The sequence below is a fragment of the Pleurocapsa sp. FMAR1 genome, from assembly GCF_963665995.1.
Lineage (GTDB): Bacteria > Cyanobacteriota > Cyanobacteriia > Cyanobacteriales > Xenococcaceae > Waterburya.
The window spans coordinates 3,336,289-3,361,199 of record NZ_OY762512.1; the positions used below are offsets into that span (position 1 = coordinate 3,336,289).

Consider the following 24,911-nt stretch of genomic DNA (forward strand, 5'->3'; position numbering starts at 1 on the left):
GATTCAATCCCCCGATAGAGGTTGTATAATATACAAAACTAAGATGGTAAAAGTTTTTCTGGGCAGTATTCCGTTCTACATCTTTGGTCTGATTATTAATCTTCTAGCTTTAGAGATTTATCCCTCCGCTGCATTGACGAAGCCTAACAAAGTTATTGCTCAATCAACATCCGCGCCTAAAACCCAACAAGCAGCAAACCCAACGCTAACTGCTTTAGAGCCAGAGATATTATCAGAAATAAATCGGGTTAGAACCAATCCTCAAGGCTACGCTCAATGGCTAGAACAGCAGCGACAATATTATGATGGCATTTGGCTTAGGCTACCTGGAGAAAAGCCAATTAGAACTAATAGAGGATTAAAAGCTTTAGAAGAAGCGATCGCCGTTCTCAAAAAACAACCGCCCTTACCTCCTTTGGATATCTCTGAGCAAACTAAGGCTAAAGCAACAACTAAGCTTGATAATTTTGCTACGGCTAACAATATCCAAAATATCAGCTACGGTAGAGTTACCCCTCAAGGCATTGTCATGAGTATGGTGGTGGATGAGCTATTTCCCGATCGCCGTCGCCGTGAAAGTCTTTTAAGCTCAAATGCTGAAGATACAGGAGTAGTCTGTAAACCCGATCCTCGGTATGCTAAGGTGTGTGCGATCGCCTATTCTAATACAGCTTCTGATCCAGAAGTCGCCGAGGCTAACCTACAGACTAAACCCCAACCCAAAAAAGAGACTATTGCTAGTCAGCCAAAAGTTGCTAGAGCAAAACCAGAAACTGCTGTTACGCCAGAAGTAAAGACTCCCCCTAGCCCAGCAGAAAGCACGGAAACTGCTGTTACGCCAGAAGCACCTACTGTCACCCAAGCACCTGCTTCTAACGAAGATACAGTTGCTGAATTACCTCAGCCACCTCAACCTCCTCTTGTTCCTGAAGTAACGACCCCAACTCCAGAAGCGGAAAACAATCAAGATGTAGAAGTTGCTCAAGCTGAAAAAGAACCACAAGCTGAAGCAGAAGACAAAGAAAAACCAATTGAAGAATCTGCAAGCAATCAAGAAAATGCCAAAATAGAAGCCGAAGACTCACAGAAAGTTGCCGCTAATTCTGATAGCGATCGCACACTAAACAATATAGAACGGGGTGCATTAGAAGATGGCGATCGCACCATACCCGAAGACGGTAGTTTCTATGATTCTTATCCCCTTGAAGGCAAAAGGGACGATTCCCTTACTATTCATCTTGAAAGCGATGAATTCGATCCTTTTGTGGCTTTAATTGACGATAAAGGTAATATTATTGAGCAGAATGATGATATTAGCGAAGAAGATAGCAACTCTGAAATTAAGGTAAGCATTCCTGAAGATGGTGCTTATAATATTATTGTCAATGCCTATGACGAGGGTGGAAAAGGGGAGTATATACTTACTATCAATCCGTAGATTAATTGATTGCAGGAAAAACATTTAGCTAGAAAAACTAGTCTTGCTGTGTAGAGGTCGTCTACAGTGAACAATTGAGATTAATTTTGAGGTTTCAACTCTTTTTTAGCTCTTAACGAGAACTTAGTCCAAGAGATGGATTATAGAAGAAAGTAGCTTTTGAAATCAAAAAATCATGCCTTTTACCCTAATTCAAGGAACTTTCCAACCCGATACAGGTAGACCTGATGGAGATACGGTACGTTTTGCGCCAGATGATTCAATGTTGGTATTTATCTTAAATCGTCGAGGTAGACCACCAAAAATAAATGAGAATAACGGCACGATTTCATTGCGTTATGAAGGCATAGATGCAATGGAAACAAAGGCAAGAATGCCTGAATCCTCAGATGCTACAGCAAAAAACTTAATTTTACTCGGTATTACCGAGACTGTTAGAGAAACGCGCGGTTATGTCTTATCCAATCAGCTCGATCCTAATGGTAGACCAATTTGCTTTATTTTTACTGGAGATCCTGAGTCTGGGGAAAACGATGGAGATAGTATTTTTCTTACTCCTGAACGGTGAAAACAAGCTTAAATTATCAACTTATAGAGAATGGCAATGTTTATCCACTGTATTATGACACATTGTTTTTCGATCTGCGCCAAGAATTTACCGATGCAGTACTAGCTGCAAGAGAAGCTAGAAAAGGTATCTGGAAAAATGACGTAACTACCGAAGGTGCAACTTGGGATGGTGCTAATTCTCTTGGTGCTATTCCTCCGTTATTTCCTAAACTGTGGAGAAGGCTACAGGGGTATACTCAAGATCGCGATTATCGTGAAGATTCTGAGACATTGGATCGCTTTATTGAATATTTACAAACTAAACGCTCAGAAAGAGTATTGGTGAGCGATCGAGGACGTTTTACAGGATTCGATAACGTAGTTGAAGTTGACGGCGACACAATAAAACTTCTATATCGACCAGAAGAATTAATATTTATGTCATAGCATTATTTTTACTGTCTGATAACCCTTACCTCTTAATCTTTGACCTTTTCCCTAAATCAACTTTTGTATTCTTATATACAATTAATTTTAAAGTCGTCATCTATCTCAAGATACAAATAAATAGGTATTTTCCAGTGTGCATATTAAAAATATATATCTTATAGTAGATTTGAAAATTTATTAACTATATGAACACCTAATGGTTATTGACTCATGGAAAAAAAGCTAAAGGAACTTATTGGTCAAGCGGATATTTGGCTTTTTATTAAAAGTAGTAATGGCTGGGTTAAGAACGTAGAGATTCTAGATGTAGAATCACATACAGTATCTTTCCGATATCAGCACGAATCTTCAGCAGAGGTAAAAATTTGGGAAAAAACAACTAGATTGGATAATATTTTAGAAATTGATATTCGTGTCACGGCTATTCCTAGATGTGAACTAAAGCTAAAGGATATGCGCCATAAACTTAGTCGACTATTAGAACAAGAATAAATGTAGGGGAAAGGAAAAAGGGGAAGTTAAATGTGTAATTAATAAGGACGCGATTTCTAAGGTTTATTTCCTCAGAAATTAAGGCCGTCCTTTTTGTTTAGACACCTAAATGCTTATTTGCTCAACCTAAATTTAATCATCAAAAAACTGAAAAATAGAAATGAAGATTCAGAATACTATCCGCCATATTTATGATCTAGTTCGCCAATCATCGAAGATGAGAGTATTATCTATTCGCCTTGATCGTTTCTTTAAAGTATCTTTATTAAACAAAGAAAACAAGCTGTTTCGTTACCCGTTTTTTAATTATCAGCAAATAGTTAAAAAATATCCGTCTTAAGGAATAGATATCGTCAATATTCGTTGACTACACTTACGAAAAATATATACTCAGTAGGAGGTTTGATAAGCTTTAATTCTGTCAAAATATCTAAGAAAACAAAAAACAAAACTTTACAATTACTTATGTCTGCCAATGGATTAGCGGTATTTGACCGCACCACAGAAAAAACACATCAATTTATTAACGATGTTGCTCAACAAATTGATATAGAAGATAAACACCTTGTGTTTATTGGTATTAAAGCAGTTTTACATGGTTTACGCGATCGCATTCCTCTTGAAGAAGCTGCTCAACTAGCCGCACAGCTTCCTGTACTGTTGGCAGGTTTTTATTATCAGGGTTGGAAACCAGCAGCCACACCTACTAAAGAGAGATCTGTAGATGCTTTTGTAGATAAAGTTAAAGGTAATTTACCTAAGGGAGATTATCCTGTAGAAATAGAAGCTTTAATTCGAGGGGTTTTTGCCGTGCTATCTGAGTGGGTAACTCAAGGAGAAATCCAAGACGTAGCTAATATGTTGCCTAAAGATGTGCAAGAATTTTGGCCAGAAGCTATTGTTGCTCAATTAAATCAATAAGAACAACAGATATGACTGTAGGTAAAGATGTTTTTTAAAAACGTCCATCCCGCACTATGTTTGGATGTTGTTAAGGCGATCGCTTATATTAAAAAATTTGGCGATCTTACCCACAGAATATTGGGTAAGATCGCCAACCCTATATTTATTAGATCTTTAGATAGTAGACTGTAAGAAAAAATAATTAAATTGAAGGCAAACTTTTATCTTGGCTGTGCAGTTTGGTCATATAAGGATTGGGTAGGCAACCTGTATCCTCCCAAAAGCCAACCGCGAGATTTTTTAAAGCTATATAGCCAGCGTTTTACTACGGTAGAAGGAAATACGACTTTTTATGCTATTCCTTCAGAAGCAACAGTAAAAAATTGGGTGGCGCAAACTCCCGTTGGCTTTAGGCTATGTCCCAAGGTAAATCGAAATATTACCCATCAAGGTTTGTTATCTCCCTCAATTTCTGATGCCTTGAGTTTTTTAGAGCGAATTTCAGGCTTGAATGATCGTCTAGGAACAACATTTATCCAGTTACCACCTAGCTATAGTCCAGAGAATTTTGCTGATTTAAGCGAGTTTTTGACTGCCTGTAGCCAGTCCAATTTACCTTTGGCTTTGGAAGTACGACACTTAGATTGGTTTAAACAACAGTATCGCGATCGCCTTAATTATTTGCTAGCAGACTTAAACATAGCTATAACTCTACTTGACACTCGCCCCATTTACAATTGTCCAGACGATCCCCAAATTCATTCCCCCAGAAAAAAACCTGATGTTCCTCTTCAGCAGGTAGTTACTGGAAACACTGCTTTTGTACGTTTTATTAGCCATCCCGATTTGCAATACAATCAGGCTTATCTAAAACAGTGGGCGTATGATTTAAATAACTGGTTATGTCAAGGGAAAACAGTATACTTTTTCGTTCATTGTCCCCAAGAAGTGCGATCGCCTGATACTGCTAAGTATTTTTACTCTTTATTAAAGGCTCAGAACTATGATATTCCTGCTTTACCATGGAATAAGCTCGATCCCCACCCCACGCAATTAAGTTTGTTTTGATTTTTTTAATTGTAAAATAAATATAAATTTATGGCAGATCAGAGAAATATCAAGTTTTTATTAAACTTATAATTGTTTTGAATAGAGAATAAGGTTTACTTTGAATTACTTCGAGCTAGCTGATTCTTAATTTACGACTCGATCAAGATATTGCTTAACAGTTCTATAAGAATAATGTTAGGGCCGTTGTTTGGCTGACGACACCCCTAAATTTTTTTTATAGCTTCGTGGAAAATCTTGAGGCAAAAGTTTAAAAAACTTAACATTAGCCAAACCTTCGTGGCTGTCTATAGTTCAAACCCCTAAATGTCTTTATGACTTTTCAGGAGAATGAAAAAGTTTGGAGAGCGGCGTAAAATAGATAATGTTATAGACCCATTTAACAGCAAGAGTTCTAGCTGACACTAGTAACTCTTATAGCGATTTACGACTCGGCTCAAATATTGCTTAACGGTTCTATATGGTTGGTATTAGGGGTGTTGTTTGGCTGACAACGCTCCTAATTTTTTTTTAACAAGCAATTTAAGCCTTTGTATCTAAAATATAGGTTAATTGCAAACTCAACTTCTTGTCTTCTGTAAATATACTAGTTTTTTCAACTAATTTGGCTTATTTATTTTAAAGTTTTGATAATCTTTTCCCTAATTCAGCGTACTTACTTTATCTTAACTTTATTGAACTGAGCAGCAAGACTAATAATGTTGGTTTGTTCGTACTTTTCAAAAGGTTGATGAATCCAAGGATTATCAGGAAGATAGTCAACATAATAATCGGGTATTTTTATCGACGTACTTTTGTACCAAATTACAGCAGTGCGAATTTCTGCTATGTTGGCACCGTAATTTGTCTGAAGCCAGTTTAAAGATTCGGCTAAACTGACCCCAGAGTCAACCAAATCATCTACCAGTAAAATGCGATTATCTAAAGGTTGAATCGTCGCCAGATGTTCAGAAAACTTAATTTGACCACGCTGTTGATTATTTTCTCCCCCATAAGAAGCAGTAGAGAGAATAGCTAATGGTTGGTCATATAGCCGACAAAGAATATCTCCCACTCTTAAACCACCTTTTGCCAAACACACAATTTGATTAAACTGCCAATCTGACTGATGGATCTTGACAGCTAGAGTTTCGATTTTATGATGATATTCTGACCATGTAATGTGTAAATCTGTCATAAAAATAGGAATTTAAAATAATTGGACATCAGCGAGAAGTCAATAGATCGAGAAAAGCTTAACTTCACTACCAAGCTGGCATATGGTTCTGGAGATATGGGACCAGCCATCACGGCTAATATTTTAGTATTTTTTCTGTTATATTTTTTTACTAATGTGGCGGGATTACCTGCGGGTTTAGCAGGAAGCATTTTAGCCATCGGTAAGGTTGGAGATGCGATTAATGATCCCATTGCTGGAATTTTGAGCGATCGCACTCGTACCAGATGGGGAAGGCGTATACCCTGGATGCTATTTGGGGCAATTCCCTTTGGAATTTTCTTTTTTCTTCAATGGATTGTACCTACATTTAGCGAAGATCCTAACGTCAATAATTGGGGACTGTTTGTCTATTATGTAGTCGTAGCAACGCTGTTTAATATAGCTTATACGGCAGTTAATTTACCCTATACGGCACTAACTCCCGAACTAACTCAAGACTATGATGAACGAACCAATTTAAATAGTTTCCGCTTTGCTTTTTCCATTGGTGGGAGTATTTTATCTTTAATTTTAGCGACGGTTATTTTTAAAGTTTATTCTAACGATCCCAAGCAACAATATCTAATTTTGGGAGGAGTTTCTAGTTTAATCTCGATAGTTGCCTTATTTTGGTGTACCTTTCGGATTCAAGAACGAGGCGCAGCACCGCTTTTGCAACAGCAAGGAAAAAAAATACTCGGCTTTATTTTAACTGCGGTTGGGGCATTAGGAATAGCTTATGGTGTCAGCCAAATAGCTAATAGTACGACAGGAATTAGCGTTCTAGGCATTGCCAGTATTTTATTTGGTTTACAGTTTATTGGTTTTGGCATAACCCTAATTTTAGCTAAGACTGAATCTCATTTAAATAGTCGTGAAGCAGTTGAAGCAAGAAACTTGGCTAATAGTGTTCCCAGTGTTCCGATTCGAGAACAATTAAAGGTGGCATTTGCCAATAAAGCATTTTTATATGTAATTGGCATCTACTTATGTTCTTGGTTGGGAGTGCAGCTAACGGCTTCAATTCTGATTTACTATGTTGTCAGTTGGATGGGAATGGATGAGGCTGCTTTTCCTGCATTTGCGATCGCCGTACAGGGAACAGCCTTAGTCATGTTGTTTTTCTGGAAGTTTGTGAGCGAAAAACTAGGTAAAAAAGCTGTTTATTATCTAGGGATGGTTGTTTGGATTGTTGCTCAAGCAGGCTTATTCTTGATTCAGCCTGGTCAAACTGGAGAGCTTTATATATTAGCTATCATGGCTGGTTTTGGTGTCTCTGTGGCTTATCTTATTCCTTGGTCAATGATTCCCGATGTGGTGGATTTAGATGAACTAAATACGGGACAAAGAAGGGAAGGAGTTTTTTACAGTTTCATGGTACTGCTGCAAAAGCTTGGTTTAGCCTTAGCATTATTTTTAGTCGGACAAGCTTTAGAATTCTCTGGTTTTGTTGCCCGAATACCAGGAGAAGCTATTCCTGTGCAGCCAGATAGTGCTTTGTTGGCTATTCGGATTGCGATCGCGCCTTTGCCTACAGTGTTTCTAATTATTGGTTTAGTTTTGACCTATTTCTATCCGATTACCAAAGAAGTTCACGCCGATATTCGGATGCAGTTAAAAGCCAAAAAAAATAGTTAAAAACAATTTTACTAAATCCTATTTAGATACATCACTTAAAAATATTGTAGGGTCAGAGGTCAGAGGTCAGAGGTTAGAGGTCAGAGGTCAGAGGTTAGAGGTCAGAGGTCAGAGGTCAGAGGTCAGAGGTTAGAGGTCAGAGGTCAGAGGTCAGAGGTCAGAGGTCAGAGGTCAGAGGTCAGAGGTCAGAGGTCAGAGGTCAGAGGTCAGAGGTCAGAGGTCAGGAGAATGATAGCGATTTCAAGGAAAGAGTACCTTATCAATCAGATTTAGTATGAGATGGTTAAATAGCTATAAGAGGAGATTGTAATTTTTAAAAATACTGAGAATTTCTGCAACCTGACCCTAAAGGGATAGATAATTAAAATAGGTGCATATTTCAGCTACAACTAAAGCCAACTAATTAATAATCTGTGACTGTATTTCAACAAGAACGTCTGTTATTTACTCCTGCAACTCCAGAAACCAACGCCATTCCCGCTATTTTTGCTTTTCCTAATGAATATACCATTGGTATTACTAGTTTGGGTTTTCAAATCGTTTGGGCGACTCTGGCAATGCGTTCTGATGTTGATGTCAGCCGCTTGTTTACCGACCTGAGTGAAACCCTACCCAGAAATCCTGAATTACTTGGTTTTTCAGTATCCTGGGAACTAGACTATGTTAATATTTTTAATCTATTAGAGTCTTTAGATATTCCCCTTGAGAGCATTGATAGACAAGACGAGCATCCTTTAGTATTCGGAGGGGGAACTGTTTTAACCGCTAATCCTGAACCCTTTGCCGATTTCTTTGATGTAATTTTGCTAGGAGATGGAGAGAATTTACTCGATAGCTTTATTGATGCTTATCAACAGGTAAGAAACGCAGACCGCTTGACTAAGCTTAAGCATTTAGCCCAAGTTCCTGGAGTTTATATTCCCAGCTTATATGAAGTAACTTATCATAGTCCTGAAGGCGAAATAAGCGCGATCGCACCTATCGATCCTGACATTCCCGCAGCAGTTGAAAAACAAACCTATCGTGGCAATACTCTCTCAGCTTCTACCGTAGTTACGGAAAAGGCAGCCTGGGAGAATATTTACATGGTGGAAGTTGTCCGCAGTTGTCCTGAAATGTGTCGCTTCTGTTTGGCTAGCTATTTAACTTTGCCATTTCGCACGGCATCTTTAAATGACTCTTTAATTCCTGCTATTGAAAAAGGTTTGAAAGTTACTAAGCGTTTGGGTTTACTAGGCGCATCTGTAACCCAGCATCCAGAATTTGCCGCCATCTTAGATTATTTGTCTCAGCCTCAATATGAAGATGTGCGTCTTAGTATTGCTTCAGTGCGTACCAACACCGTTACAGAAAAGCTGGCTGCTACCTTAGCAAACCGTGATACTCGTTCAATTACCATTGCTGTAGAAAGTGGTTCAGAAAAAGTTAGACAGATCGTCAATAAAAAACTTACTAATGACGAAATCATTCAAGCAGCTATTAACGCCAAAGCAGGAGGCTTAAAAGCCCTTAAGCTTTACGGAATGGTTGGTATTCCAGGAGAAAATATGGCTGATGTAGAAGCAACTGTGTCTATGATGTCGGCAATTAAAAAAGCTGTTCCTGGTTTACGCTTAACTTTAGGATGCAGCACCTTTGTACCAAAATCTCACACTCCCTTTCAATGGTTTGGAGTCAATCCCCAAGCCAAGAAAAGACTTAAATATCTAGAGAAAAATCTGCGCCAGCAGGGTATTGATTTTCGTCCTGAAAGCTATAATTGGTCAGTAATTCAGGCTTTAATTTCTCGTGGAGATCGCCGTTTAGGAAAGCTGCTGCAATTAACCAGAGAATATGGTGACTCCGTAGGCAGCTACAAACGAGCCTTTAAACAACTGCGAGGGCAAATACCTACCTTGGATTACTATGTTCACGATCGTTGGGATTCAGATAAGCAAATTCTTCCCTGGCAGCATATCCAAGGCGCATTACCTCAGAAAACACTAGTTAAACATTTGGATGAGGCAATGGCGATCGCGAGTAAATCTACTTTATCAGAACAATTTAACTAAAGAAAATTTTGGAAGAAGTAAAACTTTACCTCATCAAGTTTATTTGTACTTGAAAATAAACTCAATGAGGTAGTATTTTTTAGCCTTTAACAAGCGTCACCTATAAATAAAAGAAAAGCGAAAAAAGTGCATTTCTCTAAGTGACTTCAAGCCTTAAAATTTAATAGCAGTTGCTAATATCACTAGATAATCCTCTTTCAAGCTCTTTAGCCAAAATATTATCTAGCTCAATTTCAATGCCAAATTGGTTCAAAACTTCTAGAGTATTTTCAACGTGTTTGATTTGAGTAGCTGTTGCAGTCTTCATAATTATTCTCCGTGAATTGTTAGTTAATGAAAAGCGAAATAAAGTGTATCTTTGCGAGTGATATGCAGGTCTTAAAATTTAATAGCAGTTGCTAATATCACTAGATAATCCTCTTTCAAGCTCTTTAGCCAAAATATTATCTAGCTCAATTTCAATGCCAAATTGGTTCAAAACTTCTAGAGTATTTTCAACGTGTTTGATTTGAGTAGCTGTTGCAGTCTTCATAATTATTCTCCGTGAATTGTTAGTTAATGAAAAGCGAAATAAAGTGTATCTTTGCGAGTGATATGCAGGTCTTAAAATTTAATAGCAGTTGCTAATATCACTAGATAATCCTGCTTCAAACTCTTGAGCCAAGATATTGTCTAGCTCAATTTCGATGCCAAATTGATTCAAAACTTCTAGAGTATTTTCAACGTGTTTGATTTGAGTAGCTGTTGCAGTCTTCATATTTATTTTCCGTAAATTTTTAGCTGTGGATATGTACCAAAAACTGTTTGTTCTTGGTTGATGAATTATTTTGTGGGTAGGCTTAAATCAACTTTCAGCTAATAGAATTAATTAAGCTTTAATAATTCTAGGGTTTGCTGAAGCTCAACATCAGAAATATAGCCTCCAGGTGGTGGACTAAAAGACATAAGTGCAGTTTCATAACAAGCTCTTGCCACACGAGTTCTTTCAGAGGCAGTAAGCCCTGCTACTAGTGAGACATTTTCTACTGCGTGTCCAGCATCAGCACCAACAGAACTATGTACGCGCAGACAGCGAGTAGCATTGGTCTGAGTTGGAAACAAAGCTTCAACCTTTTGGATATAATCCTCTTCAATGCCCAAAGATAAACGTTCCATTGTGTAGGTGTAGCCCACACAATCGATTGGATTGCTATCTTTGGCACTACGAGTAAAATAATCCATCAAAGCAACAGCAGCAGGGGGAACAAGAGTCTTAACCACAGCCTCAGCATCGTAACCCAAGGACTGAATATCGAGCAAAGCTAGGCGATCGTGACCTGTTTCCTCTTCAGCTTTTTCTAAAGCCCACTCTTCTAATGCAAAATGCCTATTAGCAGCAAAGTTTTTAGCAGCATCTCTCATTAGATCTGGGACAGAAGAAGTCAGGTGATAAGCACCAGCCAATCGCCAAATCCAGCGAACAGTAGTTAACGCAGGTGGTCTAAGTTCAGATTTGACTGCATACTTAGCAACAGCGATCGCCGTATCTAATAACTTCCGAGTGGTAGCAAAACTACCAGCACCTTTCATTGATTGAGCAAAGCGATCGTCAGCAGAACGAGGTTTATATAACCAAGCACGTTCAGCAGTAGCTACTACTACTTTATCTGGGGCAATTTGCACCCATTCTGCATTGGCAAGATCTGATCGATCCTGGCTACCTCTTGCTCGATCGGCAGCATCTGTGTTATGATTATTAGCCATATAGAGTCACAAAACAATTCGTTAAACATTTGCGGTGAAATCTACTAGTTTGCAGACTGAATATATTTGACCGCATTTTCTTTTTTAATTACAAAATAAACTAAGCCATAGCTAATTACGAAATTGTTCAGAGAAAAAACTTTGAGCAATTTATAGCTTTTGGTTTATTTAAAGTCAATCAAGAAATAATATTTCGTATGTTTGATTAACTTTTTACTTTGTAACTTTATGCTCTAAATATTAGGTGCTTGTCAGCTAATTGGCATCCGAAAGTCTACCTAATTTTAAACAAGAAATAAACTAACATTTAAAGTTAATCTCAGTATTTTTACATCTACAGCTAAGTATTTTTCCTTATTTTGAAAACATAGTTGTCAACTTAATAAAAATTACTTAAATAAAATTACTTAAAGCTTATTCTTCATAATCGCTGTTAATTTGAACATCTAGAGTATCTTCATCAACATAAATATATAAAACGTTGGGACGACAGCACACCTGGCAATCTTCGGTATAAGATTGCTGCATTCCCGCACTTAGATCGATGAAAGTACTATTAGACTCGCCACAAAAAGCGCAGATATATTCAGAAGTAGTTTGCATATTGACCTAATTAATAATCACCTAGTTAATTCTCATCTTCTATTTCTTCTTGTAACTGTCGATCGTAAACATCCTGTAGATTTTGATGTTTCTTCTTGCGCGAGGTACGACGGTATTTCTTAGTTTGTAATTTTGGTTCGTAATAGCTTTTTCCTGCTCTTTTGACCTTTAGTTTTAGGCTAGACTCTCGATCTGGCTGTTGATCTAAGATATCTTGACGAGCGATCGCCTTGTCTAAAAAATCAAGATAATATTCATAACGTTCCCAATCTCCTCTAACTGCACAGTTAGGTTCATCTCGGTGCAGACAATCACTAAACTGACAGCTTTTTGTATGTAGTCTAGCTCTGGCTTCGGGGAAATATTGAGCTAAATCTTGGGGAAGGCAGTCTAAATCTGGCTGGTTGAAGCCTGGGCTATCTGCCAACAAACCACCCCCAGGAAGCTCAAATAACTCTACATGGCGGGTAGTATGACGACCTCGCTGTAGCTTGCCTGAGACTTCGCCAATCCTGAGATTAACAGAGGGGATTAAAGCATCAATTAAGCTTGATTTTCCGACACCACTTGGTCCTGCTACCACGGTAATGATACCCTTTAAATGTTCTAATAACTCATTGATGCCAGACTGCTGCTGAACGCTAATATAGTTTGCTTGGTAACCCCATTGCTCAAGACGTTCCTGCCATTGTTGCTGCTGCAACTGGGTAATCAAATCGCATTTATTGAGACATAAGCATAAATTTAAAGCAGTAGATTCCGCTTTAACCAAAAAGCGACTTAGCTGCCAGGGATCTAAAGTAGGTTCTTCAACCGCAAATACTAGTAAAATGCTATGGGCATTGGCAACAGGAGGACGCTGTAGTTCGGTGGTGCGAGGAATAACTTGAGAGATCGCTCCTCTAGCATCTTGCCAATCTGGTTCCTCGACGATAATGCGATCGCCAACCATCACTTTTTGCCCAATTTTTTTGAGCCGAGTCCGACGGGTACACAGCAAAAACCGAGCCATGTCATTATTTTCTAGCTTGACATGGTAAAAGTTAGCCTGAACAGCAACTACAGTGCCAATGATTTGACGCTCGGTATCTATATACTGGCTTGAGCGATCGAGCTTAAGCTCAACTGCGCCGTTCAAATCTCCATCCTTCACCATTTTGTCGGACGACGAACTAGTAACGAAAAAAAGCCCTGACGCTCATCAATAGCTTCTAAATGATAGCCTTCCATCTTTAGGCTGTCTGGAACTTGTTCAATCGGCTCACCAGAATCGAGCCAAACTTCTAATAAAGAACCAGGGGACATTTGTTCTAAACGAAGCTTAGTTCGCACAAAATTAATCGGACAGGGAGTACCGCGCAAATCTAGATGAGCATCAGCCTCTTTGGAGGTAGCATTATCCGCACCTTTTGAAGAGTCAACAGGGTTCATTTTTGAAATAAACCTCCCAAAAAGCCCTCTTTGTTACCTTTACCTGTAGCTTCACCTCTAACGGTGGCTAGCTTTTCTAATAGTTCCCTTTCTTCAGAGTTGAGCTTAGTTGGAATATCTATCTTGACTGTAATCAAGTGATTCCCTCTACTGACAGGATTACCTAGCTTAGGTACGCCTTTATTTTCTAGAGTCAGCACAGTATTAGGTTGAGTTCCTGCTGGAATAATTAATTCTTCTTTGCCATCAACAGTGTTTATATTTAAACTACAGCCCAAAATTGCCTGTAGATAGCTGATGGTAAGTTCTGACCTGATGTTAATTCCTTCTCTAGTAAACTCTTTGTCAGATTCAACAAACAAATATACGTATAGGTCACCTGGTGTACCGCTACGAACTCCAGCGTCTCCTTCCCCAGAAACTCTCAGGCGAGTTCCATTGTCCACGCCAGGGGGAATAGTAATTTTTAGCTTTTTAGTTTCTTGTTGCCGACCTGCACCATGACAAGTATTACATTTTTCCTCAATTACTTGTCCTGTGCCATTACAAGTAGTACAAGCTGCAACCTGAGCAAAACTACCAAAAGGAGTGCGAGTTGCACGACGTACCTGACCGCTACCGCCACAAGTACCACAGGTTTTAACGCCTGTACCTGGTTTAGCTCCCGTACCGTTGCAGGTGTTACATGATTCTAGATGAGGAATTTTTATTTGCTTTTCGCCACCAAAGACAGCCTCTCGGAAGTCCAGCTTTAAGTCTAGTCGTAGATCGTCTCCTCTTGCTGGGCCATTACGACGACGAGATTGACCTGGACTAGTACCAACGCCACCGCCAAATCCACTAAAGATAGTTTCAAAGATATCGGCAAAACCGCCCATATCACCGTAATCGTATCCCGATGCCCCTGCTGCACCACCTACGCCAGCCTCGCCAAAGCGATCGTATCTGGCGCGAGTTTCAGGTTCAGAAAGAACCTCATAGGCGCGACTAATTTCTTTGAACTTTTCCTCTGCTCCCGATTCTTTGTTGACATCGGGATGATACTGGCGAGCCAGACGACGATAAGCACGCTTTAATTCATCTTTATCTACATCTTGGGATACGCCCAGAATTTGATAGTAGTCCCCTGCCATAAAATCTTAATTTTTTCCTATGGTTTGTTGATTGTACTTTAGCAAAATCAGCACTAGAAAACATAGTACGGTTACTACTAAGAGTTGTTTGTTCCAGCAAAACAATCTCAATTTACTTAGTCAACTGCTTCATAATCATCATCATCAAGACCTAAACCAGCACCGCCTTCAATGTTGGCATCATTAGATACGTTAACTACTGCCTTGACGCTATTATCTTGTGAAATACCCATTTCAGTTTTAGCATCAGCAAAATCATCATCATCAAATTTGAATGAATCATCTAAACCAGAATTCTTTTGTTGATAGACATCTGTTCCAACTTCTAATAAAGTTTGACGCAGGTTTTCTAAAATACTGCTGACATTTTTGATAGTTGTGTTGGGATTATTACAGGCTATCTTAAATTCTTCGCTAATTCTGGCAATTTTTGCCTTTAATTCATCACGGACTAGATCTCCTTGTTCGCTTAAAGTTGATTCGTAGTTATAGATAAGATTTTCAGCTTGATTTTTTAAGTTGACCAACTCAATATTGCGGCGGTCTTGTTCAGCATAATTATCTGCCTCTAGGCGCATTCGTTCAACTTCATTAGAACTTAAGCCTCCAGTATTGCTAATAGTAATACCTTGTTGCTTGCCCGTGCCTTTATCTTGCGCCCCAACCTGCAAAATTCCGTTAACGTCAATTTCAAAAGCAACTTCTATTTGAGGCATTCCTCTCGGAGCAACAGGAATACCCGTTAGCAAGAATTTACCAAGGCTTTTATTATCTTTTGCCATGGCTCTTTCACCCTGAAGCACATGAATTTCGACGCTTGTTTGACCATCAGCAGCAGTAGAAAAAACCTGAGATTTGCTTGTCGGTACGGTGGTATTTCTTTCGATAATTTTAGTAAAGACCTCCCCTAAAGTTTCAATCCCCAAAGAGAGAGGAGTAATGTCTAAAAGCAAAACATCTTCTATTTCTCCACCTAGCACTCCTGCTTGAATTGCAGCACCAGCAGCTACCGCCTCATCAGGGTTGACAGATCTATCAATCTGCATTCCCTCAAAGATGGTTTGAATTGCTTGTTGTACAGCGGGAATACGGGTTGAACCACCTACTAGGATAATACGATCTATCTCACTAGGCTCTGAATCTGCATCTTTGAGTGCCAGCCTAACAGGATCTAAAGTTTTTTGAATTAAATCTTTAGCTAATTCCTCAAATTTCGCCCGACTCAACTCCATTTCAATATGTTTTGGGCCAGTTTCATCTGCCGTGATAAATGGCAGATTTATTGAAGTTGTAGGCGCAACTGAAAGCTCAATTTTGGCTTTTTCCGCAGCTTCTCGCATTCGCTGTAGTGCCATTTTGTCAGTTCTTAGATCAATTTCTTCCTCAGCATAAAAAGTTTTGATCATCCAACGGACAATAACATTATCAAAGTCATCTCCACCCAAATGATTGTTGCCCGAAGTTGCCTTGACCTCAAAAACACCATTTCCCAGTTGCAGAATGGAAACATCAAAAGTACCGCCACCCAAGTCAAAGACTAAGATGTTTTCTTCTCGGTCTTGTTTATCTAGACCATAAGCCAATGCTGCTGCCGTTGGTTCATTAACAATGCGCAAAACATCTAAGCCAGCGATAGTTCCTGCGTCCTTTGTTGCCTGTCTTTGAGCATCTGTAAAGTAAGCTGGAACAGTAATAACTACCTCAGTTACGGGTTCTCCCAGAAAACTTTCGGCATCTGTTTTTAATTTCTGCAAAATCATAGCCGAAATTTCTTGGGGAGTATACTGATGATTGTTAATTTGAACATCAACAGTACCATCTCGACCAGAAATACATTTGTATGGAGTACGCGATCGCTCTTCTTCTGTATCTTCCCAGCGACGACCAATAAAACGCTTAATACTGTGAACAGTATTTTTAGCATTAGTAACTGATTGTCTTTTAGCTAGTTGACCAACTAAACGAGTGTCACCTTTAGCAAATGCCACCATACTCGGTGTTGTTCGCGCACCTTCTGAGTTGGCAATTATTACAGGCTTTCCTCCTTCAAGCACAGCAACGCAACTGTTGGTAGTTCCAAGGTCAATACCGATAACTTTTGCCATAGTGCTTAGGCAGTAACTTTCTTTCTATAGGGTTATCAGAAGTTAACAGCAAATTAGAAAGCAGTGTCGGCATTTCCCTATGCCGAAGCTACTTATCCTAAGCCTACGTCTAAAATTTTAAAATACTTAAAATATTTGGTATTCTAAAATTTCTTAGCCGTTGTTTTCCTGTTCTTCTGTATTTTTCTCTTCCGAAGTTATCACAGGATCTTTAGGAACAGCAACTTTAACCATGGCATGACGTAAAATTGTATCCCCCAGAACATATCCTCGCATCAACTGCTCCATAACAGTTCCTTCTGGATACTCATCGGTTTGCTCGCGCAACATTGCTTCATGAAAATTGGGATCAAATTCTTTTCCTTCAGGACGCATTGCCGATACACCCATTTTTTTGAGGCATTCTACTAAGGTCTTATAAACGCCTTGATAGCTGGTATGAATCGCCTTTTCACCGTCAGTTTCTGGCTTAAGTTGAGTTCTGGCACGTTCAAAATTATCGACTACTGGAAGTAACTCAGTAATTACATTTTTTTTTGCCTGTATTTCTAAAATTTCTTTTTCATTGATGGTTCGTCGGCGAAAATTCTCGAAATCAGCAGCTAATCGAGCGTATTGCGCTTTTGTTAGTTCTGCCTGTTGGCTTTTCTCATCTAAAAGATTTTTAAGATTGGCATTTTCTTGTTGAAAAGCAGCAAATATCTCTGCCTGCTCTTCAGAAAATTGTTTTTCTGGTTCTAAATTGACCTCTATAGACTCTACAGTTTCAACAGTGGACTCTACAGAATTTTTCTCAATAGATTCTGGAGCAGCGTTGAAAGTATCTGCTGGGGTGTCTGAAATCGTTACTTCAAGGTTTTGGTTAATTGTTTCTGGTTGCTTCTGCTCTTCAGTCATAGGAATGTTTATTTCTCCATATACAAAATATAGGATATTGCATTCTTTAGGGAAACTAATAGTTTTTAGGGAAATTTAGGGAACTTCTTAGTAATCGTTTTGCTTCATAAGCGATCGCACCTAAGATCATTTTCTTTGATTCACGTTAGCTCAAGCCCTATGAACAGAATAACGCAGCTTAAAAGTAATAACTAAAAAAATCTGTAAATCAGCTAGCAAAGTTATGTTTTGTCAAGGTGAGTTGAAATTTTAATAAAACTTTGGGGAACACTAGATAACGTGACTAAGATCTTTTTACATTCTATGGCTTATTCTTCCTCTTCTAAAAAAACTAGGGCGATCGCTTTACGTAACAATCTATCTCCTTTTGGAAACCAATTGGTTCAAAAAGGATTTATTGATGGTAACGAAATGCAGAAGGCTTTAGCTGAAAGTCGCAAAACTGGTCGTTCCTTGGTAGATATCCTCGAATCATCTACAGGTAAACAATTACCACCAGATTTATTACGCCAGTATAAGAGACACCATTTATTTGAACTCAAGGTTTTGTTTGGCGTAGAGTCGGCAGATCTAGAGTTAGAAACAGACCAGCTTAACAATAATCAAATGGGGGAATTAATCAATTCTTTAATTTCCTTGGATATTTGCCGTCGTTATCGATTGATCCCCATCAGAAAAGAAGAAGAACCAGCGACACTCGTGGTAGCAATGGTTGACCCTGAAAACTTGGAGGCTCAGGACGATCTCAACCGTATTCTTCGACCCAAAAAAATTAATGTTAAACGATTAGTTATTACCCAAGCTGACTATCAGCAGTTAATCGATCAATTTTTAGACGAGCAGGTTAAAAAAGAAACCGCCAAGAAAAAAGAAGTTAACGTTGATGTTTCTTTAGAATTAGACAATTTTGAGTTTAATTTGGAAGATGCAGAGGACGAGCTTGCTGATGATTTGGGTGCTGCTAATGAGGCACAGGCAGCACCGATCATTACTCTAGTTAATAAAATTCTGGCAAAAGCATTACAAGAAGGAGTTTCTGATATTCACATCGAACCCCAAGAAGAAAGTCTGAAAATCCGTTATCGCAAGGACAGCGTTTTGCAGCAGCCTTTTGATAAGATGCCGAAAAAGATTATTCCTGCGGTAGTAGCTCGCTTCAAGATTATGGCAGAGTTAGACATTGCCGAAAAACGCTTGCCCCAGGATGGCAAGATTCGCCGTATGTTCCAGGGTCGAAAAGTAGATTTTCGGGTTAATACCTTGCCCAGTCGCTACGGAGAAAAGGTAGTACTCAGGATTTTAGATAACACAGCTACTCAGCTAGGTCTTGATAAGCTGATTTCTCATGAGCCTACTTTAGAAATAGTTCGGGACATGGCAAAACGTCCCTTTGGTTTAATTCTGGTAACAGGACCTACTGGTTCGGGTAAATCTACAAGTCTTTACTCCGTTTTAGCAGAAAGAAATAGTCCTGACGTTAACATTTGTACTGCTGAAGATCCGATTGAATACTCCCTAGATGGGATTACTCAAGTACAGGTAATACGGGAAAAAGGCATGAACTTTGCCTCAATTCTGCGGGCTTTTTTAAGACAAGATCCTGACGTTATCTTAGTCGGTGAGACTAGAGACTCAGAAACCGCTAAAACGGCGATTGAAGCTGCCCTCACGGGTCACCTGGTATTAACTACACTACACACCAATGATGCTGCTGGTGCGATCGCTCGTCTCGATGAAATGGGGGTAGAGCCATTTATGATCTCTGGAGCATTGCTAGGAGTATTAGCTCAAAGACTAATGCGTAAAGTCTGTAGCGAATGTCGTATAGCCTATAATCCGACGCGCGCCGAGTTATCTAGATTTGGATTATCCGCAGCCGCAGAAGAGGAAGTTACGTTTTTCAAAGCCAATAAGCTGGATGTAGAACAGATGTCTAAGGCAAAAGCCAATGGCAGCATCTGTCCTAAATGTTCTGGGGTGGGATATAAGGGCAGAATTGGTGTTTACGAAGTCATGAAAAATTCCGAAAGATTGGAAAGCTTAATTAACCAAGGAGCAAACACCGATCGCCTTAAAGAAGTAGCAATCGAAGAAGGGATGATTACCATCCTGGCATACAGCTTAAATCTAGTCAAAGAAGGTCAAACCACCCTCGAAGAAGTAGAGCGGGTCACATTTAGCGATTCTAGCGTGGAAGCGGAGCGCAAGTCCAAGCAAAAAAGTAGCCTGACTTGTCGTACCTGTAGTGCCGAGCTACAGCCTGAGTGGTTGGATTGTCCTTATTGTATGACCCCTCGCTTTAGCAAATAACCAGCCAGCCAGAGAATAAATTCTCTGTCTGAAAAGGTTCGCATTTTAAATTATGACTTTAGGAGAAAAGAATTATGGATTTAATGATTGAAGACTTGATGGAGCAACTGGTAGAAATGGGTGGCTCAGATATGCACGTTCAGGCTAGTGCGCCAGTCTATTTTCGGATCAGTGGCAAATTAACCCCTATTGGCGAAAATCTTAATCCTCAAGAGTGCCAAAGATTGATTTTTAGTATGCTCAACAACAACCAAAGAAAGGAATTGGAGCAGCACTGGGAATTAGATTGTTCTTACGGTGTCAAAGGACTGGCTCGTTTTCGGGTCAATGTTTACAAAGAGCGAGGCTCTTATGCAGCTTGTTTACGGGCATTATCTTCTAAAATCCCTAACTTCGATCAGTTGGGTTTACCTGATGTAATTAGACGAACTACCGAAAGACCAAGGGGACTTGTCTTGGTAACTGGACCAACAGGCTCAGGCAAAACTACCACCCTGGCAGCGATGCTCGATTTAATCAACCGTACCAGAGGTGAGCATATCCTAACGGTAGAAGACCCGATTGAATATGTCTTTGATAACGTTAAAAGCTTATTCCACCAGCGACAGAAGGGAGAAGATACCAAAAGCTTTGCTAACGCCTTAAAAGCAGCACTACGGGAAGATCCAGACATCATTCTGGTAGGAGAGATGCGGGATTTGGAAACAATTTCTCTGGCAATCTCCGCAGCCGAAACAGGTCACCTAGTATTTGGCACTCTGCATACTAACTCTGCTTCAGGAACAGTCGATCGGATAATTGATGTTTTTCCCGCAGGTCAACAGGCACAAATTCGCGCCATGCTGTCTAACTCCTTAATTGCTGTATTTAGTCAAACCCTAGTTAAAAAGAAAAGTCCTAAGCCTGGCGAGTTTGGAAGAGTCATGGCACAGGAAATCATGATCGTCACTCCAGCGATCGCCAATTTAATCCGCGAAGGAAAAGCAGCAATGGTCTATTCTGCCATTCAAACAGGAGCAAAAATGGAGATGCAAACTATGGAACAAGCTTTAGCTGAGCTTGTTAAAAAAGGCATCGTCAGTATGGAAGAAGGAATAGCAAAAAGTTCTCGACCCGATGAGCTACAGCGTCTTACAGGTGCTGTAGCGGGCATGGGGATGGCAGCAAATGCCAAGCGTCATTAATTGCTCCTCAACCACGGCATCTAATCAGCGTCGGCTAAGTATTTTTAAGACAAAGTAAGGCTGACCAACGGTCACGCAAACCTCGTCGTCTTACGGCGGGGAAGGTGACCTAAATTATTTAACCAACTATTTTTCTATTAGCAATTTAATTATTAATTTATCTATGTCTGTATTCGTAGCCAAAGTCAAAGATCATTCGGGGAAAATCTTTAAAGAAAAGATCGAGGCAGCCACTGCTGAACAAGCCCGTTTAGCATTAAAAAACAAATACGTTGCCGTGGGCAAGATCAATAAATCTGGTATGGAAATTGACCTGTCTGCGTTGGAAATGGCTTTAGCCAAAGTCACAATTAAAGATAAAGCTGTATTCTCCCGCCAGTTTTCGGTCATGGTCAATGCGGGGGTAGCAATTGTTCGCGCTTTGGGTATTCTCTCGGATCAAGCTCCCAACGTCAAATTAAAAAAAGCTCTTTTGGGCATTAGTGCAGAGGTACAGCAGGGGATAAGTCTTTCTGAGTCGATGAGCAAATACCCTGAATGTTTTAACGATCTCTATGTCTATATGGTGGAGGCTGGAGAAGCTGGTGGGGTACTTGATGAAGTCCTGATGCGTCTATCTAAACTTTTAGAAGACATGGCAAAGTTACAAAACCAAATTAAGTCAGCTATGGCTTACCCTGTTACGGTGGGTATTTTTGCCGTTATCGCCTTTTTGGGGATGACTATTTTTCTAATTCCTGTGTTTGGCGGAATTTTTGAAGGTTTAGGGGCAGAATTACCGCTTCTGACCAGAATTATGCTAGGTATAAGTAATATTCTCCGTAGCTGGAAGGTTGTAATTCCCATTGTTGCCTTTGTCGGCACTAGTTTTTTGCTTCGCAATTATTACAAAACCACAATGGGTCGTCTGCAAATTGATGGCTTTATGCTAAAAATGCCGTTGTTTGGTGACTTAAACCAGAAAATTGCTGTAGCTCGTTTTTGTCGTGTATTTGGTACTCTGACTCGTTCTGGTGTTCCCGTCTTGCAATGTTTTGATATTGTTTGTAATACCATTGGTAATCAAGTAATTATTAATGCGGTTCAGAATGCTAAGGCAGATATTCAACAAGGGGGCATGATTTCTCTGGCAATTCAAAAGGAAAACGTTTTTCCGCCTCTAGCAATTCAGATGATTAGTATTGGTGAAGAAACAGGTGAATTAGACGGCATGATGGAGAAAGTGGCAGATTTCTACGAGGATGAGGTAGAACAAGCAGTTAAAGCTCTTACTAGTATGATTGAACCAATTATGATGGTGGGTATTGCTTTGATGGTGGGTACGATTTTGCTATCTATGTATTTACCGATGTTTTCCATCTTCGATCAGTTGGGTTAATTTTAAGGAGCGAATATGTTTCAAGGCTTGTGGGCGCAATATGTCTATTAAAAAATCTGACTACGAAACTTTGCTGGCTGAATATAGCACCCGTAGTGGGGCGATCGCTTTACTCAAGCAACATCGCCCTTATTTGGAGGCTTTGCCAAGCATTCGTCGCTCAGAACAAAGTTTAATTACTATTCCTCTTCCCGTTGTCCGCATTCGCCGACCTGAAATCGATTACAGTAATTCTCTACAGCCTAAAACTCCGCGCATTGCTACATCTCTTCCTTGTGATCTGGCTATTTTGATGTGTGACCCAGAATGGAAAATTAAGTTGGGTACGGAAATTATTGTTTTTATTCATCGTCCAGAAGAAGATTTTTCTGATTTAATCGATCGCTGGCGCAAAACTCAGATTTATCTTGATCGGGACTATGAATGGTTGATGCCTCCTAATGAACAGCATATGTTTAGCGAAGCAGCAGAGGAAATTAATCCCCTGTTTGTTGTCTTTGAAGCTACTAGCGATCGCATTAAACAAGGTTTATCTGGTGCTGGTTTTCCCTTTGTTATCCAATCTCTTGATTTACCGATAGAGTCAGAAATTGAAGAGAATGCTCTTAATCTAGATTGAAAGAGAATAAGATTTTTTATTTATGGATGATTTTCTTAACCATGTAATATCTTGAGATATTTTATCTTGTTTGTTTCTTATTTGTACTTCTGTTGATTGTTCTGACATTTTAAATACTTAAAGTTTATAGTGATCCTTTGGCACGGTATCTAAGTAAAAATTAGTCTTGTTAGGCTTGTAACTTAGTGAAGTCATTATTCCTGAATTTTTTAACTCAATAATTGTGTAATCCTTTTCCCATATAGCATTTAATTCTGAAAATTTATCGCTATTTATATTTTTACTATTCGGTTCGCCATATTTTTCGCTTAAAAGTTTATATAATTCAATAGAAGCGTTCCAGCTAACCTGCTTCATTAAGTTATTAGATCTCAAAATTTCTTCAATACTATTATTATTGCTACTTGCTAAAATTTCTGAGCTTTCATTGTGCATAAAATAAATATTTGACAATTGATTATTTTCAAGCCTAAAAGATATTTGATAATGTTGATTGCCTATTTTATAATTATCTAAAGATATAGATTGACAGCTTTCTAAATTTTGGCTTTGAATATATTTTTTATTGCATTCACCTTTGTTTATTTCGGAACTAGTATTGTCAAGTTCAATAAAATTAAGCAATTGCTGTTCTGTCATTCCCCAATAAGTATCACTCCAGGCTTGATATCTATTTTTTAGTTCAGCTTTGTTATCAGAACAGCCAATTAAAGCAAATATTAAACAAATAGCATATAGTTTTTTCATTATAGAAAGTAATATTATTTACCTCTACAAAATGTCATATTTAATATTATTAATATTGTGATCGCGATCGCACTTTATTTGTGAATTTAAACTTTAGTTTTGTTACCTTTTTGCTTTTTTTTCAATAAGAAAAGGTGAGAGTTATCTTTCCTTCTCACCTTATGTTTTTTAAGCTTTTAACAAGAGCGACGAGCTTCCTTATCCTTTATCCCTTATCTCTTGCTTAGTGTGAATAATCTGCCTGACGAGCATCGCTATCTGAACGAGGTTGAATTACGCCATAACCACCATGATTGCGACTGTAGATAACGTTGATCTCTTTAGTTTCGCTATTTTGGAACATATAAAAATCATGGTCTACAAGCTGTAGGTGTTCTAAAGCCTCCTCTGTAGTCATTGGCGGCATGGCAAAATACTTGCTTCTAACTACTTTAGCAGGTAATTCTGGGGCGCGATCGCTATCTAATTCCTCTGTTTTGATTACAGCGTCTTCTTCTACTATTTCATCTTGGCGCACATGAGCATGGGCGTTTTTGGCTAAATGCTTTTCTTTATACTTGCGTAACTGACGGGCAATTTTATCTGCAACCATGTCTATACTTGCGTAGAGACTTTCACTTCCTTCTTGAGCGCGGATTACTGTTCCGTTGGCAAATACCGTAACTTCAGCCTTATGTTTTTTTTCGATCCGAGAATTGCGGGCTACAGACAAGTGAACATCTACTTTACTGGTTATATTTTGAAAGTGTTTAACCGCCTTTTCTAATTTTTGTTCGACATAATCATGAATTGATTCTGTGACTGTAATATTGTTTCCTTGGATCAAAAGCTTCATGTTTGCTACTCCATATAATACAGTTGCCAAGCTAATAATAAAGTAGATATATCGTTCTTACTAATTAATAGTAAGATATACAAGTCGCTCAATCTAAAAATGATATTTTTGAACTACAAAACTTAGTAGCTAAAGTTAC

At 39.0% G+C, this 24,911-nt stretch carries 26 protein-coding genes; 13 read left to right on the forward strand and 13 right to left on the reverse strand.

What is annotated here, in order from left to right; genetic code table 11:
• Positions 1-43: 43 nt before the first annotated feature.
• The 7 genes from SLP02_RS16235 (at position 44) to SLP02_RS16265 (ending at position 4,900) form a co-directional block, all read left to right on the forward strand.
• Entirely contained in the window at positions 44-1,438 is a 1,395-nt protein-coding gene (locus SLP02_RS16235) for a pre-peptidase C-terminal domain-containing protein (protein WP_319421736.1), read from the forward strand.
• 175 nt (positions 1,439-1,613) lie between these two features.
• Positions 1,614-2,006 carry a hypothetical protein gene (locus SLP02_RS16240; protein ID WP_319421737.1) on the forward strand — a complete coding sequence of 131 codons (393 nt, stop codon included), beginning with the start codon at positions 1,614-1,616 and terminating at the stop codon, positions 2,004-2,006.
• Positions 2,003-2,434: a hypothetical protein gene (locus SLP02_RS16245; RefSeq protein WP_319421738.1), complete on the forward strand. Its 432-nt coding sequence runs from the start codon at positions 2,003-2,005 to the stop codon at positions 2,432-2,434. The genes SLP02_RS16240 and SLP02_RS16245 overlap by 4 nt, the downstream gene beginning before the upstream one ends.
• Positions 2,435-2,647: 213 nt before the next feature.
• Positions 2,648-2,929: a DUF6679 family protein gene (locus tag SLP02_RS16250; protein ID WP_319421739.1), complete on the forward strand. Its 282-nt coding sequence runs from the start codon at positions 2,648-2,650 to the stop codon at positions 2,927-2,929.
• Between the two features lie 465 nt (positions 2,930-3,394).
• On the forward strand, positions 3,395-3,850 hold the full coding sequence (locus SLP02_RS16255) for a DUF2267 domain-containing protein (RefSeq protein ID WP_319421740.1): 456 nt from the start codon (positions 3,395-3,397) through the stop codon (positions 3,848-3,850).
• Positions 3,851-3,877: 27 nt separating this feature from the next.
• Positions 3,878-4,024, forward strand: coding sequence for a hypothetical protein (locus SLP02_RS16260; RefSeq protein WP_319421741.1), 147 nt, complete (start codon positions 3,878-3,880; stop codon positions 4,022-4,024).
• A 15-nt stretch (positions 4,025-4,039) separates the two neighbouring features.
• Positions 4,040-4,900 carry a DUF72 domain-containing protein gene (locus tag SLP02_RS16265; protein WP_319421742.1) on the forward strand — a complete coding sequence of 287 codons (861 nt, stop codon included), beginning with the start codon at positions 4,040-4,042 and terminating at the stop codon, positions 4,898-4,900.
• Positions 4,901-5,555: 655 nt separating this feature from the next.
• Here SLP02_RS16265 and SLP02_RS16270 read toward each other — a convergent pair.
• On the reverse strand, positions 5,556-6,077 hold the full coding sequence (locus tag SLP02_RS16270; protein ID WP_319421744.1) for a phosphoribosyltransferase: 522 nt from the start codon (positions 6,075-6,077) through the stop codon (positions 5,556-5,558).
• 96 nt (positions 6,078-6,173) lie between these two features.
• Between SLP02_RS16270 and SLP02_RS16275 the strand changes: the two genes are divergently transcribed.
• Both SLP02_RS16275 and SLP02_RS16280 read left to right on the forward strand, forming a co-directional pair.
• Positions 6,174-7,736 carry an MFS transporter gene (locus SLP02_RS16275; protein ID WP_413467390.1) on the forward strand — a complete coding sequence of 521 codons (1,563 nt, stop codon included), beginning with the start codon at positions 6,174-6,176 and terminating at the stop codon, positions 7,734-7,736.
• A 413-nt stretch (positions 7,737-8,149) separates the two neighbouring features.
• Complete coding sequence (locus tag SLP02_RS16280) at positions 8,150-9,787, forward strand: B12-binding domain-containing radical SAM protein (protein WP_319421747.1); 1,638 nt, start codon at positions 8,150-8,152, stop codon at positions 9,785-9,787.
• Between the two features lie 160 nt (positions 9,788-9,947).
• On the opposite strand, the gene SLP02_RS16285 is transcribed toward SLP02_RS16280, so the two are convergent.
• The 10 genes from SLP02_RS16285 to grpE form a co-directional block, all read right to left on the reverse strand.
• The gene (locus tag SLP02_RS16285; RefSeq protein WP_319421749.1) at positions 9,948-10,094 is read right to left on the reverse strand and encodes a hypothetical protein; all 147 of its coding nucleotides are present in this window, start codon (positions 10,092-10,094) and stop codon (positions 9,948-9,950) included.
• 78 nt (positions 10,095-10,172) lie between these two features.
• Positions 10,173-10,319 (reverse strand): hypothetical protein, encoded by a 147-nt coding sequence (locus SLP02_RS16290; protein WP_319421749.1) that lies wholly within the window; start codon positions 10,317-10,319, stop codon positions 10,173-10,175.
• 78 nt (positions 10,320-10,397) lie between these two features.
• The gene (locus SLP02_RS16295) at positions 10,398-10,544 is read right to left on the reverse strand and encodes a hypothetical protein (protein WP_319421750.1); all 147 of its coding nucleotides are present in this window, start codon (positions 10,542-10,544) and stop codon (positions 10,398-10,400) included.
• 107 nt (positions 10,545-10,651) lie between these two features.
• A complete protein-coding gene (locus SLP02_RS16300) occupies positions 10,652-11,530 on the reverse strand; it encodes an iron-containing redox enzyme family protein (RefSeq protein WP_319421751.1) in 879 nt (292 codons plus the stop codon).
• 414 nt (positions 11,531-11,944) lie between these two features.
• Positions 11,945-12,133 carry a CPXCG motif-containing cysteine-rich protein gene (locus SLP02_RS16305; RefSeq protein ID WP_319421752.1) on the reverse strand — a complete coding sequence of 63 codons (189 nt, stop codon included), beginning with the start codon at positions 12,131-12,133 and terminating at the stop codon, positions 11,945-11,947.
• A 25-nt stretch (positions 12,134-12,158) separates the two neighbouring features.
• On the reverse strand, positions 12,159-13,289 hold the full coding sequence (gene rsgA, locus SLP02_RS16310; RefSeq protein ID WP_319421753.1) for a small ribosomal subunit biogenesis GTPase RsgA: 1,131 nt from the start codon (positions 13,287-13,289) through the stop codon (positions 12,159-12,161).
• Positions 13,283-13,564 carry a sulfurtransferase TusA family protein gene (locus SLP02_RS16315; RefSeq protein WP_319421754.1) on the reverse strand — a complete coding sequence of 94 codons (282 nt, stop codon included), beginning with the start codon at positions 13,562-13,564 and terminating at the stop codon, positions 13,283-13,285. Before SLP02_RS16315 ends, rsgA begins: the two co-directional genes overlap by 7 nt.
• Positions 13,561-14,697 (reverse strand): molecular chaperone DnaJ, encoded by a 1,137-nt coding sequence (gene dnaJ / locus SLP02_RS16320; RefSeq protein ID WP_319421755.1) that lies wholly within the window; start codon positions 14,695-14,697, stop codon positions 13,561-13,563. Before dnaJ ends, SLP02_RS16315 begins: the two co-directional genes overlap by 4 nt.
• Positions 14,698-14,813: 116 nt before the next feature.
• Complete coding sequence (gene dnaK / locus SLP02_RS16325) at positions 14,814-16,802, reverse strand: molecular chaperone DnaK (RefSeq protein ID WP_319421756.1); 1,989 nt, start codon at positions 16,800-16,802, stop codon at positions 14,814-14,816.
• Positions 16,803-16,955: 153 nt separating this feature from the next.
• Entirely contained in the window at positions 16,956-17,699 is a 744-nt protein-coding gene (grpE, locus tag SLP02_RS16330; protein WP_319421757.1) for a nucleotide exchange factor GrpE, read from the reverse strand.
• A gap of 303 nt (positions 17,700-18,002) precedes the next feature.
• On the opposite strand from grpE, the gene SLP02_RS16335 reads away from it, so the two are divergent.
• The 4 genes from SLP02_RS16335 to SLP02_RS16350 all read left to right on the forward strand — a co-directional run bounded on the left by SLP02_RS16335 (position 18,003) and on the right by SLP02_RS16350 (position 23,190).
• Positions 18,003-20,009 carry a GspE/PulE family protein gene (locus SLP02_RS16335; RefSeq protein WP_319421759.1) on the forward strand — a complete coding sequence of 669 codons (2,007 nt, stop codon included), beginning with the start codon at positions 18,003-18,005 and terminating at the stop codon, positions 20,007-20,009.
• 74 nt (positions 20,010-20,083) lie between these two features.
• The gene (locus SLP02_RS16340; protein ID WP_319421760.1) at positions 20,084-21,193 is read left to right on the forward strand and encodes a type IV pilus twitching motility protein PilT; all 1,110 of its coding nucleotides are present in this window, start codon (positions 20,084-20,086) and stop codon (positions 21,191-21,193) included.
• Positions 21,194-21,356: 163 nt separating this feature from the next.
• Positions 21,357-22,571, forward strand: coding sequence for a type II secretion system F family protein (locus tag SLP02_RS16345; RefSeq protein ID WP_319421762.1), 1,215 nt, complete (start codon positions 21,357-21,359; stop codon positions 22,569-22,571).
• A gap of 40 nt (positions 22,572-22,611) precedes the next feature.
• On the forward strand, positions 22,612-23,190 hold the full coding sequence (locus SLP02_RS16350) for a hypothetical protein (RefSeq protein ID WP_319421763.1): 579 nt from the start codon (positions 22,612-22,614) through the stop codon (positions 23,188-23,190).
• 117 nt (positions 23,191-23,307) lie between these two features.
• On the opposite strand, the gene SLP02_RS16355 is transcribed toward SLP02_RS16350, so the two are convergent.
• Together SLP02_RS16355 and hpf are read right to left on the reverse strand one after the other, a co-directional pair.
• Positions 23,308-23,937: a hypothetical protein gene (locus tag SLP02_RS16355; RefSeq protein WP_319421765.1), complete on the reverse strand. Its 630-nt coding sequence runs from the start codon at positions 23,935-23,937 to the stop codon at positions 23,308-23,310.
• A 223-nt stretch (positions 23,938-24,160) separates the two neighbouring features.
• Positions 24,161-24,772: a ribosome hibernation-promoting factor, HPF/YfiA family gene (gene hpf, locus SLP02_RS16360; protein ID WP_319421767.1), complete on the reverse strand. Its 612-nt coding sequence runs from the start codon at positions 24,770-24,772 to the stop codon at positions 24,161-24,163.
• Positions 24,773-24,911 lie beyond the last annotated feature (139 nt).